At 53.9% G+C, this 17,729-nt stretch carries 1 protein-coding gene (running past one end of the window); it reads left to right on the top strand.

The features are described from left to right. Nucleotides 1-17,729 carry the 3' portion of a TcdA/TcdB catalytic glycosyltransferase domain-containing protein gene (locus ACOMG9_RS08610; protein ID WP_494530087.1) on the top strand. 10,642 nt of this gene lie to the left of the window's left edge, so the window shows 17,729 of its 28,371 coding nt (coding positions 10,643-28,371); the start codon falls outside the window, past its left edge; it ends in the stop codon at nucleotides 17,727-17,729.

Here is a 17,729-nt window from a genome sequence, read left to right as displayed (position 1 = left end):
ATGAGCGTATTAACTCTGATTTTCCTAATATACTCCTGTCTACTGATAGCCATGAAGGTCGCGCCATCATTGAAATCGTTACCGGCCCCAAACCTCTCTCGGCTTATCTCAGTGAGTCCTCAGATTTATTTCTTGCAACCAAAACGCTGGCCTCTGTTTTAGCGAACATACCTGAAGGGGGGGTTACCGTCAGTGGTTTAGTTGAGGCTTATAATGATCAGCTACTTGGCAATAACCCCGAAGGTAATTTAAAAAATTTCAAGTTATCCAGTTTTGATGAATTTAAAGACAGTCAGATTTCATTGTTGCCTGGCAAGATGGGGGCAGCGGTAGCGGCAGGAGCACAGTCACCACCTTATCGTATTCATGTCAATATTGGGGTCGACCTTAGTTTGATTGGGGATATAACCTCCTATATTCCCGATCTTTTTGTCTCGGATAAAAGCGACACATTAAGGCAGGTTTTTGAGTGGAGCCAGTATAAAGCCGCTGTCATTTCAGAAAAGCTGAATCTGAATTCTGACTTGCTGAAATCCATGTTTACCATGCATTTGTACAAGCAGGCATTAGACAGTTCAACCAACGATTTCAAGAGGGGGAAAATGAGTCTTGCAGGTACCTCTATCAATAAACTTAGAGGATTACTGAGACTGGGTACCGCTGATTTTTTAATGACTGCCATCTCTGAGTCGGAGGCCGAACAACTTAAGACAGCCATCCAGAATTTCGGCTGGCAAAGCTTTACTTCGTTGATGCAGGAAACGGTCAATGATCTGGCCACGGTGGGATCTGAGGCTGAAGGAATTGGCAGGGAGTGGAAGGTTCCCGAACAGCGATTGCAAGCCAGGTTAAAATTGTTGTTCACCGACATGTTGGATCATCGTGTCGAACATGGGGCGATGATTATCCCCTATAACCATGGCTCAGATTTTTTCGAATTACCCCAGGGCGAGAACAAAAGCCCGAAGCTGGGTTACGTAGATGTCACCAATGCACCCTCAAGACATGGCGTCACTTCTTATGTCGATGAAGAGGGTCAAACCCATTTCCTCGGGACAGTGGAGGTTCGAAAACTCTGGCCCAATCTCGATAAGATGGCTTTTTCCCCTCCCGACTCTTTCACGGTTTCGGTAATAAAGTCCGTTCAAACCCCGGGGTTACTGGGAGCAGACCCGGAGGTTGACGGGATTTTTTTAGGAAAAGCTCAATCCCTGGTCAGCCCTGAAACCGAAAATTCGCATTACCAGAGCTGGGTGAAGCAGTCCATCCTCGACCGTTTGGGTCGACTCAGCCAGGCAAAGCTCGAGCATATAACCCGCTCCTTCGTCAACCGTCCGCAGCAAACACAGGACCCAATCGGGCAGGAACGAGTGGCCCGGTTGCTGCTGACTGCCAATCTCAGGGCAATAACCGGCGGGTCGTCAGGATCGGCCTGGGACACTCTGGTGCAGTTGCAAAAAATAGTGTCCGTGGATCTTCAGCGGATAACCAGCGGGGAGCAACGGCTTCCTGTGGCAGCCAATGACCGTCAGGCCCGCTGGCAACAGCTGGCAGAGCTTAATCTGTCCACTGAACTCAATACACTTCTGAAACTGTTTTCTGGTGATGAAAGCGAAGGTTTTATTAAGCCGGTGCTTAAATCAGGAGAGGTGCTGTCCGAGTACGGAATGTCTCTGCGCCGTGTGTCGCAGGAAATAACGATTGTCCTTAACCCCCACTGGCACCCGTACCAGAGTCAACTGAATAAGGATCCGCTGACCCTGACAGTGGGAATAAAAGACGCGACGCAAGATAACCATAAAGCTACCCCTATAGGAAAACTTTTCGCAATAGCCCTGTTAAACCATCCCGATGTGGCCGCGCTCCATCAGGCGCAAAAGAATTTACGGGCGATCTGGGGATTGTCGTCAATCAAGACTGACCGCAACTATGGCCTGACCAAAGAACTGACTCTGGCTATTTTTCCAGAGCAGCAGGACGCCCTGTACACACAGTTTGTGGATGGAATCGGCAACCCCGATCACAATTGGCAGTATGCTTCCGGCTCGGTTGACGATTTCGCCCGGGTTCTCTACGGGTTGTCCACTCGCTATGATCAGGACAGTCTGACAGAGGCTTTTCAACGGCTTCAGAACTACCATCGTCAAAACACCGGAGTACACCTGGACACCTTTGCCTCAGCACTGGTGAAGACACACAGGAACCTGCCTGACCGGGCAGCACTGACTCTGCGTCAGGCCATCGGGAAAGAGGGCTGCACTTTTCTGAAACAGACCCTGAATGAAAAGCGCGCGCCATTAATCAGTGGCCTGGAGGCAATCATAGATGCCATAGGTCTTGACGCGCTTTATGGTGCTCGCTATTTAAAACGCAGCTTTCCTGGTGTCACACTGAGCAGGGGGATACGGTTAAAGGCGACCCCTGAATACTTCGATTATGCCGGGGCGAATTATCATTTATTACCCGATGCCATCAGGAGCTTCCTGGCAACGCCTCAGGGCAAAGATTACCTGAATAAATTCACAGACAATTTCAAACCTCGTCGTTATCAGGACCTGATTTTTGATGCCCCAAAAGCAAGCGATGGAAAGCAGCAAATCGTTGTTTCGTTAACACTGACTGAGGAAAAAACGGCTGACAGACAAGTGACCATTGATCCCGGTGCCAGTCAAGAGATCCGTTTGTCCAGCTTGATCCCAGTGTTAGTTGACCTGGTTAAATCCGGCTACGACATGGATGATAGCAGTCAGCCTGCCGCCCCGGACGATAAAGACATTGAAACAAGGGTTCGCCAGGAAATGGGGCTGGCTCCCCTGGTGCAGCCTGCCAAAATAGCGGCGGTAAAAAAGGACAGTGCAACTGGCCAGATCGTTCTTGAAAGAGTAACCGACGCTGTCTCCCGACCTGCCGGATGGGACAGCACGGTGCAGCAGAGCCCGACAGAGATCAATGGCTCACCTTTAACGACTCTGAAATGGCTTGGTGCCGAAGGTCAGCCGGGATTGCAATTGGTAACAGCCCCACTGTCCCCGGATGACCTGGACACTCACAGGCTTTCTCTGGCAGCCGATTTTTATGCGCTGGATAAAATGATCTCGACGCTGACTCATCCGGACAATACAAAAGATTTCGATGAGGTCTACAAGGAGTATTTTAGCGACCGGTCAGGCTCTGAAGGGCAGCCCATTGACTGGGCAAAAACCACCGACGGCTCAGATACCGGAATCATCCTGAGGCTGCCCTTTGAGGATCTGGACAGGCCGGTGTTCACTGCCCTGTTTGCTGACAGTGACAGCCCTGAAGGGGAGCGGCTGCTGGCCAGCCTGAAGGCTGCCAAACAGTTCGTGACAAATATTGCCCCGGCCTCAGGCGATTACAGGGCAATCCATGCTCAGTTAAGGTCGCTGCTTACCCTGTTGTTGTACCGGCTGTCGAGGGACGCCCCCCATGGGAAATCCCTGTTTCCGGGAATAAGGCTGGCAGATTATATCCATACCTGCCTTTCCAACAGTGCCGCTGCCTTACTCAGTGACTACATTCACCGTGTTGGCCTGCAACAGGTCACTCAGGAACTGGAAACGAAGCTCACTGTCATTGCAAAGCCGGGTGCCCCGGATCTGCAAGCGGGCGTCAGGATCAAAGACCTGCTGGGGATGGCTTTGGATTACCGCCTTGCCAACGGCGCCATGTTGCTGCCCGGCACGCTGCCGGATTACTACTCGCTGCCCCTGAAAGATAACAAAAAATATCGAGAGCTCTGGACTGGCCAGATGTCAGAGGACAGCACAGCGCGACCTGTCTCCAGAAACGCCGATGGCCAATATCTTCTGGACCTGGCCTTGCCGGGTCAAAGCGGCATGGTCAAACGCCTGTTGCTCCGAAACCCGGCCCCCCCCGATAACCTCCGGAGCCAGCTCCGATTGGCTTTGAAACCGGACTGGCTGGGCAGTGATCCAGAGGTTACCCGTGCGTTTCTTGAATTGGCGATGTCCGGGGTGGGTAAAGCCGACTGGCCGCAGTTTTTGGAGTACTTCTCTTCATTGCCCCAATTGCAGCGTTCCGCAGTGGTGGTGGCGCTGGGTCAATATCGCTTGCAGTATCCAGAGGACAGTATCAAGCAGCTGGCCCTCGCCCTTACCCGACTCCAGCTGTCGGAAGTGAATCAGCAGATCAGTCAGGATGATCAGGACGGGGCACCGCCGACGTTTCGCATCAGGCGTGTGACATTACCCGAAGACGGAAGTCATGGCTTCAGGCTGGAGACTGACGAGGGGATCATACCTGTGCTGGCCGACTCCCCGGAGCCGGTGACTGGAGAGCCATCACTCAAGCCGTATCCGCAAGGGCTGCTAATGCTCGCCAGTTCATACAGCAGCCAGTTTCCAGGGTCGTTTCTGGATACGCACAACAGCGTCAGACTGTACCGGCAAGCGATGCAGGATAGACGGCTGCATCCCGACCGTTACCAGCATGATGTCCAGTGGCTTATTAAAACGTTCAGTGACTTTGGACCGGAAATCTATCGCCAACGACTTCAGGAGGGGGGGGCGCTTGACCTGAGTGCGGGCCGGCCTCTCCACTGGCAGTTAAATCCCCATATTCCCCTGCAGAAGTCCCGGTTGCAGGTCGGGGATGCCGCTGTAACGATTGAGTTTGGGATGAAGGATAACCCTTTGCTGAATTACAGATTCTTTAACGAAGTGGTTGGCCGGTTCTACGCCATGGGTCTGGCCAAGAGTGTAGAGGCTGTTGATGCCAGTCTGTTCCAGTCGGTCTGGCCAGAGGAGGCGGAGCGACTGCGTCAACTGGGCGACACTGTTGATTTTGATTCTGTCCAGCGATGGGATTCCCTGCCTGCGGCGCGGCACCTGGATAATACCCTTCCGAGAGACAACAGCCCGGATTTACCAAAACTTTATGCTGGATCCGTCAGTCAGGAAGGCGTGAAACGGACGCTAAAATGGCTGTTCGGTCAGAAGCCTGAATCAATTTCATTGGGCCTTGAACAGCTCTTTGACCAAATTCAGGGGGACCAGGATAACCCGGCTGTTCAAACCTTTGCCGAGGCGCTGTATGAGTTTGACCGCAACCTGCCTGATGGTGACAGAGTCCTGTTCAGGGAGGCTTTCACTCCCAGGCAGATCAAATTTCTGAAGGGTGCCCTGACTCACCAGGCCCCTCAGCAGTGGGAACTGATTGACTACATAGACACACTTAAAACAACGTTCGATTCGCAAGCCCAGGTAACCGATGCTGACGGGTTTAAGTCATCGACCTACCGGCTGGTTGAGTCTGGCAGCGACAGTGACAGTGACAACGACGGTGGCAGGAAGTTGAGGATTGTCATCTGGGACCCTGAGGCGCAAGACAACAAACGCTGCCGACGTGGGGTCGACGGGTGCAGAACTCGCCTGCTATCAGCAGAAAATCTGGCGGACCGCCCCTTTTTGGACATTGACAGCACGGATATCAGTAACACCGATACCAACAAACCTTATTACAAAGTTGAGTTCCTTAACCACAACGATGAGCTGTACCGGGTGCTCAGGCGCTCAGACAAGGATATCACTGCCACCCCCCTGGGCCAGGCTTCCGTTTATGACAGCATCCACGATAGCAACGACTCCCCAGCTGAGCGGGTGTTTTCAGACCCAACATTGGCCACCACGTCGGTGGCGGTCAGGCGTTCCGATGGCAAGGTTTATCAGCTGATTTCGGAAGCTGACGGTCACTACCGGGCAGTGAGTTTGCAATCCGGAGATAAGCTGTTAGCGTCGTACGACAGTAACAGTAAAACCCTTATTCCGGTACTGGAAAAAAACGACCATGGAAAGACGATTTATGGCGTGAAACTGGACGACGCCGCCGCAGGGACAAACGGGCTGTTCAAACTCACCCCGAAGGAATCGCTGAAGGATCAGTTAGCCGCCGCCCGCCACTGGCTGTCAGCGAGCAGTTCCGAGCTACGGACTCTGACGGGCACAGACGACAGAATAGCCGTGATCCTTCCTGCCGACTACCGTCCCGGCCAGAAACTGGCGAATCAGGCCGAACGGCTCTTGTCAGAACTGAGAGTCTTTGTTGCCAGCTCCGCCGGACAGCGTCTGGTCAATGCCCTGGGGCTCCCCGGCAGCTTCATCAAACCCGCCACTATGACTGAGCTGGACAGTCAGCTGCTGCCCGGTATGAAGCCCCCTGCCCCTCTCAGGCTGGTGATCAGGTTCGGCAAACAGGCTCTTGCTGACCGGGTGGTACCCTATCGCTCCGGGGACAGCGGGGACACCAGTGGCAACCGGCTTGTGGTGCTGAAGGTTGACCCGGCGGTGTTGACCGGGCAACGCAGTTCCACCAGTAATTACCTGGGGGCATTGGCCTCTGTCCTGAAGGATTTATGTCGGGCAGCACTGACCAGTACTGACCAGACGAACTCACCAGCCATCGCCATGAGCTGGTTGCAGGGAACCAAAATCACCAGTGACCAGACGCTGCTGCAACTGGAAAACCAGCTTCGTAAGCAGTATGGCCTGCTGCCTGTGCTGGCCACGGCATCAGCCCATACCCCTGTTCAGGAGGTCACCTCAGCGGGCGGGATAACGACTGTGAAAAACCGCCATCGGGTCCGCATTGCCTATCAAGCCATTGCTGAGCCTCTGTCCGGCTTTGGCCGACTGCTGGGGGATATGGAAACCCGGCTACTGTTTCAGCGGGTTCAGTACCATTGCAACCAACGGGTTGACCGGTTATCCGACGCTGGTCGTGCAGGGCTGGGAAACCTCCGCTCACTGTTAACGCAGCTGGCCTGGAGTGGGCTGGTCAGCCAGCGCATGGTGACATCGCAGCCTGCACTGCTGGCTGATCCGGCGGACGTGGTCACAGCCGTGCTTGATGACAGTGAGCTGAAAGCACTGGCCGGGATCAACAACCTCGCCGGGCAGCTTGAAAAGGTGTTGACCGATGCTCTGAAAGACCGACGGGGCATCGCCTTCACAGCGGCAGAACAACAGGGATTATTGCGCTGGCTAAGCCGTGCAGAGGCGGTTCTTACGGACGCACAGGCCGTGCGCAAGGAATGGGCTGACCCCGGACAACTTCCCCTCGCTGCGGATTCCCGCGGCAATGTACCGGTCACCACTGGTAACCGAAAAACCCTTGCCCTGACCAGCACCGGGCGGCAACCGGTCACCCGGCTGAATGATCAGCCTCTCATTGCTATTGAAAGCCAGAACGGCCCCCTGTCCGCTCCGGCAGGCGATGAGCTTAGCGGTTTGCTGGCCCTGTTGAGACAGGAGTCACCTGACAGCCCGCAGGCTGTCGCTGCTTTAAGGACCGAGCTTGGTTGGGCTCCAGCAGTTACCGACCCCGACTATTACCGGGACGCGATCAAGCGTACTCTGTTATCACTGTCCCCACAGCAGGTCAACAACCTGGACGACACCCTTGTTGATGTGCTCAAAAAGCCATCCCTGACCGACGGTGAGTCGCTGCTGGCAGAGTATTTTTTTCACCGGCGGCTCAGGGGGCTGGAACCCACAGACCCAGCCGGGTTGCGGGCGGATGCCCTGCGGGCCAATAAATGGCTTGATCTCCTGCAAAAAAATCCGCCATTGCTTCCGGGACCCGGCTGGGAGCCCCCGGCTTTCACCCTCGATACCGGGTTGGGCCGTTACCAGGCTCAGGTTCAAACCAAGGACGGGCAAAAAACGTTCACGCTGGGTCGCCGGGATGACCTGGCTTTTTCCAACCGGGGGCCCGGCTACACCCTGACTCACAGCGAAGGCGACCGCAAGCAGGTCTTTCGCCTCCAGCTTCCTGATGGCTGGCCAGACCGTCTTTTGCCGATCAGGCTGGTTGTCCACATGGAGTTTTATCGCAAGCTGCAACGCAAGGGCAGAATTGGCAAAGAGCAATTACAGAACGACATTCAGTTCATTGCCCGGGGGATGGGGGAGCCTCGTCTATCGCAGCTTCTTCAGGCGCTGGTGCAACCCGTCAGGGATGCAGGCATTGCCGATATTAGCCCTTTTAAAATAAAAATCAGCCCCAGGCCGCTCTGGCCGTTGGTGGACAGTCGTGTCGAGGTGAGTGAGGAAAACAGTGCCCACGCCCTGTTATTGCTGGGCACGAAGAACAGGAACAGGCCATTTATTTTCCGGGAAACCCTGACCAACCTGGTGGGTGCCAGTCTGTTGAAGGCCCTTGAAGGTGGTGGAGGGTCGCTGACAGCCTTGCGCCAGCAGGTGCGCCAGCAGTTCGGGATCAACACCGCGACACTGCCTGACAAGGAGTCGCGTCCCTTGGGACTGACCCGTCAATACGCACTGACTCTGGCGGTTGACCCTTCAGGCACAAGCCTCTATCGGCAACTGGTCGCAGGCCATCATAACCTGCTGTTAGCCAAAGGTACGAAAGCCGATTATCGCCGGGCATTGGCGTATTTAGAGTTGCATGATAAGACCAGGATTCAGGCAATAAGGGATAGCCTTGCTAAAGGGGAAATTACAGCCAGTGACCGTGAGAAAAAACTTTTCAACGAGGTTGTCAATGATAAACAATCCTCAGCGCCGCCCCTGGTTCCAGATGGCTCTGATAATACCATTGCCTCCTACAAGGCCTTGCCCTCCACCTCCAAGCTGGTCAACGTGGATTACCGGGCCCTCTGGAGCGTCGGTTCCGGTATAGAATCCCTGCTCGACGCCAGACTGCTGGGGTTAAGTCGGGCGGCGGCAGAAAATTTCCTGTCCCAACAGATAGAGGTCGCTAAAAAGCATTTCAGACTAAAAGTCGTTGCCAGCACTTACCTGAAGTCACTGCTGGTTCATTTTATCTACTGGAAGATGGAGCAGGTTCTGGGTGACACCGGCCAGCCAGCCAGCCGGATACACTTGGGAGTGACCGATGCGGTAACGACCATACTGCCTGACGGCGATATCGATGACATCGCAAAACTGATGTACGTTGATCTTTGGTTGGAGATAAATACGCCAGAGAGTCCGAGGATATCCACTCTCGTCGCATTGGAAAAAGCCTGCACTTTTGTTGCCCGGGGACTCGGCTGGAAGTCTTTTGACACTGGCCTGCTGGCCAATCTGAAGCAAGATGTGGACACCGTATTCCGTAAGGCGGTAGCACTGCGACGGCGCGTCGGAAGGCCGTTCCAGTTGCCTGTTAATCAACAACCGGACGCCCGGGGTAAAGAGCCCACGTCTGTGCAGGCTTTAGCGGGGCAGGATCAGATCATTGAAACCTTCGCCAGCAGCCCTCGTTATGCGGTTATGGCGGATGGTAAAAGGCGTTATCTGAAAATAACTCCGGCGGGCCCGGGCAATCCTTTCCCGTTCATGTCACCCCAGTCACAGGATGGCCTGAAGAGGCTGTTATGGCGGCCTCTTAATCCGGGCAAAAACGCTGCAGCCACTCAGGCTTACCTGTCACAGCTGGCACGCCATTATGAGGCTTTTAGTGAACTGAAGGACATTAACATGACCGGCCAGGTCAATGGCGTTATTGACAAGATGGACCATGTCACCCGGCAGCAGTTTGCCGATGGTTTCCTGCACTATGCCCGGCAGTCAGCCATCCCGGCAGGTCTGGCTGAAACCATCGCCGGGAAGTTACTTGCGGCAGAGGTCAGCGCCCTGGGTTCTCTGCCTGAAACGATTTCTACCGGGCTTTATCAGCGGCTCAACGGGCTGCTGAACCTGACCGGGAAAAAGGAATTTTCACTGACCTCTGGCGACCTGAATATTCGGGTGCTGACCAATCCCTCAATCACCGCCGATGCCTCCTACCTGATGCCTGCCCAAGGCACGCTGATGCTGGGCAATGGTGACCCTGACAGCCCGCTGACCGCCGCCGCAGCAATGGCTCTGCTGCAGGCATGGGAAGCCCGGAAACCGGAGGATCAGGCAAAAACATTCCTGGCCCTGCATCAGAAGCGAATCCGATTGCCAAAGGGTGTGGAAAGCCTGTCACCAGAGTCGCTGGTCAGCGAGTTCACGGTTAAGGAAGGCAAGCTGGCACTCTCCGGCCTGCTGGAACGTCTGACCAGCTTTATCGGGCTGGCGAACGGACTCAAGCGGGAGGGCTCCTCCGGAGCCCTTAATCTGGCCAGAAAGATTCGCCAGAACGTCGCCGACGGCGTTGCCGCACTCAGGCGTGATATTGATTTTGGCCAGATGGCTGAGCTGGTTGATATCACCGAGCGTGATTTTAGGAGGACCTTGCAGGCACTGGACAAGACCGGTTTGCCAGCCGGTCAGGCCACAAGACTGCCTGATGCAAACTGCGTGCTGTGCGACGGCTCCGGACCGGTCAAGACCGCGATGGCCCTGATAGACCGGGTCAGCAGTCACCTGGATGCTATTGAAGCCAGTGATCGCTTCACCCATGTCAAACAGAGTGCCGGTGACAAGGGGTTGCTGGCAGACGCCTTCCTGCTGCTGGAACAGGGACGTTTTGCGGCGGTGGTCACCGAAGACATTATGGACAGCCCGGCGTTGCGCAAGGAGCTTCTTGAACTCTTACGACAGACACTGGCGCAAAAGCAGGAGCTGAGTCCGGAGCAAGTCATTGATCGGGTGGCCACTTTGCTCAATGACTCGGGCTACAGTGTCGACGACACCCGCTTTGTCAAGCAACAGCTGCTTGGCAACCCGGAGTTCATGGCGAGCCTGCGGACCCGAAAAGGCCAGGTCGAGGATGGCCCTGAGCCCGGCAGCCCGGGTGACAACAGGCTGGGAGGCGGGTCGAAAAAAGTGCAAGGGAAGTTCATGCGCATGCTGGATAAGCTGGATCGCAGTACAAAATTCAATGCGGGCAGGGTGATGTTCGGCGGAGCAAGTTCCGTCTATGGCCTGGCCATGGCCTCGGTGTCACTGAATAACCTGGCAAAATACGGAGACGAGATGCCTGCTGGGGCCAGGAACATGGCCTATGCAAGTGCGAGCCTGGGCACCGTCAATTCGGTCTACGGCATTACCATGAGCGCTAACTGGGCGCTGAGCAAAACCCTGGTCAAGACCAACAATCCGGTAGGGGCCATTGGCGTCGCGTTAAAGCTGGGCCCGAAAGTGTCACGAAATGTGGCCAGGGCGATACCCGTTATAGGCGGTGTCGTTTCGGTGATGCTTGGCGCTTCTTCACTGGTCTCCAATGCCAGCAGCGCCGATGCGGCAAGAAAATCTGGCAACCATAAACGGGCGGCTATTTTTGGTGCAATGGCCGCTTTGGATGCCATTACCATTGGCCTTGATGTTCTCAGTACAGCGCTGGACTTCATCAATCCAAAGCTGGGTATTATTGTGGACGTAATCAGTCAACTGCTGGGTTTTCTGCAAACGGCCCTGGCCGCCCTGGCGCCGCCTCCCAACGCCAGGGAGGATTTCAGCGTTGTACTGGAGAGCGATAAATTCAAGGAATATCTTAATGAACAGGCCGCTCACTTTGAGAAACAGGGCTACCGGTATTTTGTGCTCCACCAGGATGCCACGGGTTGGCTTGACCAGGATAATTACAAGGAGAACCTTGAGACGTTGAAGAAATCCTTTCTCCGGTTTTTGGATGGTAGCAAAGGAGACAAAGGGCTTGCCCTTAATGATTTTACCAACGAAAGGCGAACCACAAGAGGAACGTCGCTGACGGACACCATGTACGCCGAGAAAGGGTTCAAGGTGTTTTATGGGCTGGGTGGTGATGACATCCTGATCATTAACGAGGGAGAGCTGTATGGCGGTACAGGCAACGACCGGCTGATCCTGAAAAAAGGCGTGGCAAAAGGGGGCAGTGGCAATGACGATATACGGATTGAAAAGTCAGGTTCTGCCCACGGGGACAGTGGTGATGACGTTCTCCGGATTGAAAAGACGGGTACTGCTTACGGGGGCAGTGGCAACGACATTATCCGGATTGAAAAATCAGGTACGGGTCACGGTGACAGTGGCAATGATGTTATCTGGATTGGGCACTCAGGTAAGGCTTATGGGGGATACGGGGACGACACTCTCTACCTGTCAAAGATCGGTGGCATTGGCTATGGCGGGCCAGGAAACGATCAGATTTATTACGGCAAATCCCAGTATGGCGACTCGGGTGATGACCGGCTTATTGACAAGCTCGGCGCAGTCGACCAATACGGTGGTACAGGTAATGACCGTCTTTCGCCGGGGTTAGGCTATGCACGGCTTTTTGGCGGACCCGGAGATGATACGCTTGTCCTGCCCAGCTTCTCGCTTCCTGTTTTCAGCCAGGGACCAATAATAGGCAATTTCACGGCTCACTATAGTGTTGGTCGTTATACCTTGGGGCTCGGTGAGCAATCATCTAAAACCTCGGGTATCAAGTTTCACTACCGTCATGATTACTCTAAGCCATTAGTCTGGGTTGACTTGAAAAACGGAAACTGGCTTAACCGTTTTTATCGTTATCTCGACTTTCAGGGGTTGGACCGCGACCACCCGGATAGCCAGGAAACAGGCAAAAAATCCGTTTTCGATGTTTTTCATGTATGGCCTTTCGCTAAGTCATCGATGACTAAGGAATTGATGAACCAGCTCAGACCCGACGCCAGTCACACAGGCATCAATCGAATTTCTGATATTTACGGTAGGCAGCCTTACTTTTACCTCGGCAAAGTTCCGTACGGCAGCGCGCGAGAGCAAGTTCACCTCTATTTTTCGCTCAAAGGCGTTTTCGTGATGAAAGCCGACCGTTCCCTGTTGTTTTTCAAAAAGGACAGCCTGCTCAGGGCCAGTGAAAGTAACAAAGCCATTAAATTCTTCGCCACCCTCCTGGACTGCCTGGTGACCGGGGGCCTTGTTCAGGGTATGGAAAATCTGGTGGGTTCCGAAGACGGCTCAGAAGTTTACGGGACTGACCAGCGCAATAACATTTATCTCAGGGGCGATGAAAATAGTAACAACATAGTGAATGCGCGAGGTGGTGACGATTTTGTCTATGCCAGCAATGGCACAGACGTAATAAAACTGGGGGCGGGCAATGACCGGGCGGTGTTGAGCGATCAAAATGCGGTGCACGGTGGCCCCGGCACAGACACCATTTCCTACGTGGTTCGAAAGGAAAATCTTTGGCTGGATATGACCAACCGGGATCCGTCATCGGGAGAGGTGGTGACCGGTGTCGAGGTCATACAGGACTCCCCCCAGGATGACAGGATCAAAGGAAACCATGAGAATACGGTTTTCATGACCACCGGTGGCACCAATATCCTGGACGCCGGAGGTGGTAACGACACGGTCATCACTAACGGCGGAAAGACGTCTGTCTGGCTGAGAAGCGGTTTTAACTCCGTGCTACTGGGCGATGGTCACCACAAGGTTCACACGGGCATTCATGCCGACTCAATCAGGGTGAGTGGCAACAACCTTGTTAACCAACAATTTTACGTCCACAAACCTCAGGAACCTTCGACAGGAAAATGGCCGGTCCTGGTCATCCGCTGGGGACGATTTGGTGCCGGGTGCATCCGGCAGCACAAACAGCTGGCCAGCCTGACAGTCAACCCGTTCAGCGAGCGCATGGATCTGGTTTTCAGCAAACAGAACCCCAATGCTAACGTCACTCTGGACTTTAACACCCCCAATATCCCGTCTGTCACAGTCAGCCAGGTTAATACCCACTGGTACCGGGAGGATTTGGCCAAAACGGGCCGCTGGCAGTTCATTGACGGGGATGTGATGAAGCTGGGCAACACGACCCTAACTGGTTTTGATTCAGGAAAAGATGTTTGCAAGGTCACCAGGGAAGTGGACACCCATACCTTTTCCAGAGCACAGATGCTGGCATTTTTGAATCGCTACCCCGGAAAACCTTTAGGTGAATTCCAGTGGCCTGACAAGACTGAGCTGGAGAGCCTGGCTAACGAAGGAAAAAACCTGGGCGCCGGCCTGCACCGCATTAGCAGTGAGGAAAGTAATAATATCAGCCTGGGTATTGAGTTTCGTTTCGACTCTCCCAGTTGCAACCCGCGTACTGGTCCTTTACGCAAGCTGACCCTGAAGCCGAACCAACAACAGGTGCTCTTTGAAGGCGTAATCCCGGAAGTGAAGAAGCGGGTCATGTCCTTCATGAACGAAGATGCCATTATCGCTTTTAAAGCAAATCACACACTGACTTTAAAATTGGTTAACACCCGTGCAGACGGTCGCAGGCAGCATCTTGGCCGCCATAAGGTATCAGAAATAAAACCGGTCTCAAAACAATGGGACGAAATGTTTCCCGGTCAGCCAGTGGCGAAAGCCTTGAGCATGTTGGAGATACATCATACCTTTCACAGGAATACGACTTTTCTTAAGCTATGTGAAGCCTCCAGGCCGTTTACCAGCTCTGCGATCCTACCGGGTGCTCACCTTGACCTGTCTTCAGACTCACACTCTGGCGTTCCTATCATTATCGGTGGTCCGGGCAATGATCGGCTAACAGGTAATCCCGCCACGGATAACATATTGCTTGGCAAGGGAGGGCGCGACATTTTGAAGGATATGGGTGGCAACAACCAGTTTATTGTCGGCATGGGCAATACCACCGTGATGGCTGCCGGAAAGGGACACAATCGGCTAATACACGACAAGTCTGCCGTACTTTATGGTGCCCGGCTCCTGCACAAAAGCGCCAGGAATCTCAGTATCAAGGTCGTCTCAACGTATGAGCTGGATGGGATGAGCGTCAATGTCACGGGGGGGATCGCACAGACCCGATGGCGAAATAAGGAAACGGACAGCTGGCGTTATCACCAGACCCTATTCAATGGCATCAGCCAGATTGACGGGACTTCGGGAGATGATACCTACTTTGGCAGCAATGGTACGGATATTTTCAGCACCGGGGGCGGTTTGGACAAGGTGCACATGGGGGGCGGAAACGACCGGGTCATCATTAACGCCCGCTGGCAAAATGGTACTACCCTGGACGGCGGCAGCGGTGCCAATACACTGCTCTTTGATTTGCCCAGCAGTCGTCGTGTATCTGTCGACCTGAGAAATAGTTTAACGGTCAGGAACTTTATCCTGGAGGACACCGGGAAGGGCAGGATAAAATTTTCCGGTGACGATAAAGATAACATTTATGTGTCCAGAGGTTCTCTGTACAGTTTTAATGGCAGGGGAGGAGATGACTACCTTTTTCTTCTGGAGCAGCCGAAGGTCACCCATTTAAACGGTGGTCCGGGCACCGACACGATAGATTTCAGCCAGATGACCATCGAGCCGCATTTTGTCCGGCTCAATCTGTCTTTAAGAAAAAAAGCAGTGAGCTTTGCCTGTTATGCAAGCGATTCGGGATCCTGCCCTCCTGATAAAAACGTCAAAGGTCATATGTCTTTTACGGAAAGGTCGCCCAAACCCAAACCCAAATCCAAGGGCATTTTCGAAACATGGTCGACAGCTATCAGTAATTTTGAGATTTTCAAGGGCCCCGATTCCGGCGATATGTTCAACATTCCGGCCCTTGCCGGTATTACCGTTGATGGCGGAGGTGGCAATGATACTTTCAGAATTTCCTCTCCCCGCATCAAGAGCAACAGTTCAATCTCCTCCACTATAGGGGGACCCGGATACAACAGGCATTATGGCAGCCGGGAGGCTGACCGAATGGTGGCAAACCTGGGGCCTGACCTGCTTTCCGGCAACCTGGGCCCGGATATTTACGTTATTTATCCACAGGCCAATGGCACCCGGATCGTCGACCGGGACAACGGAAATAGCCTGATATTGCACGGAGTCCAACCCGAAAAGCTGGACTGGCGACTGACCGGGAATTATACCCATCTGGAAGTGAACAACGACGGACATTTCTTTTTCAGCATCGATTTAGGGCACGTTCCCCACTGTGTGCGCGAAGATGGCAGTTTGGTCACCGGGCACTTTATCAACAGCCTGGAACGGCATATCTGGCGCCTGACAACCATTGATCCGGCCAACAACGAAAGCAGGCTGCTTAACGGCAAAAACCTTCGAGACTACTATCACGCCGAGCTGACTGTGGATAAACGACTGGATAGCACTTATCAGCTTGGCAATATCACCGCACCGGTGCATGGCGGGCCAGGTGATGACGTGTTTTTCTTCTCGGGTGCTGTCAAGCCGGGAGCTGGGCTGTTCGGGGAGTCGGGAAATGATATTTTCCACCTCAAAAGCAGTGGTGCCAGTGTTCACCCCGGTCCTGGCAATAACCTTGTCAGTCTGGAGCTGGGGGATTTAAAGGATAGTGGCAGGGATAGTGGCAGGGAAAGCGGCTGGGAAAACCGCGCCGTGAAGCTGTTTTTTGCTCCCTTTTCGTTTAACCGTGTTCGAATGGCTGGTGTCAGCCTTGCGGATGTGCAGGCAGCCAGCTGGCGTTCGCTGGATCTACGCAATGCTCCTAACAGCGGTGACCAGACTCGCTGCCCAGCGGGCTTATCCCGCCTGGTGCCTCCTCCGGTCACCGGCGGCAGTTTTATCCTGGCAGCCTGGATTCGCCGGGGCCTGCCGCTGGGTAGGCGAACACAGGCCGGAAGCACACTGATTCATTTTGCCGGGGCTGACGGCTCTGATGTCATCAGCCTGAGTCTGAAACCCGGGAAACTGGAGATCAGGCTAACGGAGGCTGCCAGCGTCTTCCATCGAAGGGTCAGGCCATTTTTTACCTCCCCCAACCTGCATCTGGTCATGACTATAAATGACAGTGGTTTTCTAACCATCTACCGGAATGGCCAGATTGCTCTGGCAACCCGGGCCTTCAAGCCAGCCAGGAAAATTCGGACGCTGAACTGTTATGCCGCTGACAAACTCATCATCAACCGGCGTCTGCCGTCGCCTGAAGGCATAAAAATGATGGCGTCCGGTGCCGATCCCCTGGTGAGAATAGGTACTTGGCAGGACCCTGACCGTATCTACGCCAATGGCTGGCCAGACAGCCTGGAACTGGATGACAGCATTCTCGATGACAAGGTAAAAATTGCTCAACGACTCGAGTCGGGTTATTCACTTTCAAAGCAAACCATCCCCGGACATCAGTACCTGATAGATGAAAAAAGCACCGTTTACCACTTTGCTGGCGATTACTTCTCTGACACTGACCAATGGCTTCTGGCAAACGCCACAGGCACGGCTGACCAGCTCGAAATTAATACCCATGACTGCCAGAGATTGCGCTATCAAAAGTCGGACGAGGATCTTATCCTGACTGTCAGGCCTAATCATAACCTGCTGAAAAACAGTGAAAATAGCACCAGGCCGATCAATGCCACCCAGAGCCTTCGGGTGCAAAATTTTTTCAGTGAGGGAGGCGAGACCATAGAGCGCCTGATCGTCAATAACAAGGTGCTCAGCATGAGCGAGGTGTTTGCAAAAGTGGACAGCCCACAGTCACGTGGCAGGCGCTCACTGAGTGAGAGCAGTGAAGAAGGTGCATTGGCCGCTGAGGAAGCAGGCAACGGAACCCAGTCCTTACTGGACAGGATCATTCGCAAGGGGCAACAGCTGGTGAATTACCTGGGCAGCCTGGCTGGAGGTAAGAAAGACGACGCTGACACAGGTGGAGCCGAGAGTGAACGACCTGAGGTAGCGAGTCTGAATGACACCGAATTGAACCGAAATTACCAGCGTCTGGTTCAAGAACTCAACGCCCTGTCAGGCAATCGCAGTGGTGAGAGCCCATCGTTTATTCCATCGGTAAGCCAAAGAATGGCGCAGAACCTGACGAATCCGCTAAATTTAACGATGATGGGTCAGGGCTGA

The sequence above is a fragment of the Endozoicomonas sp. PH6C genome (assembly GCF_059322965.1).
This window is presented reverse-complemented; position numbering and strand designations above follow the sequence as displayed.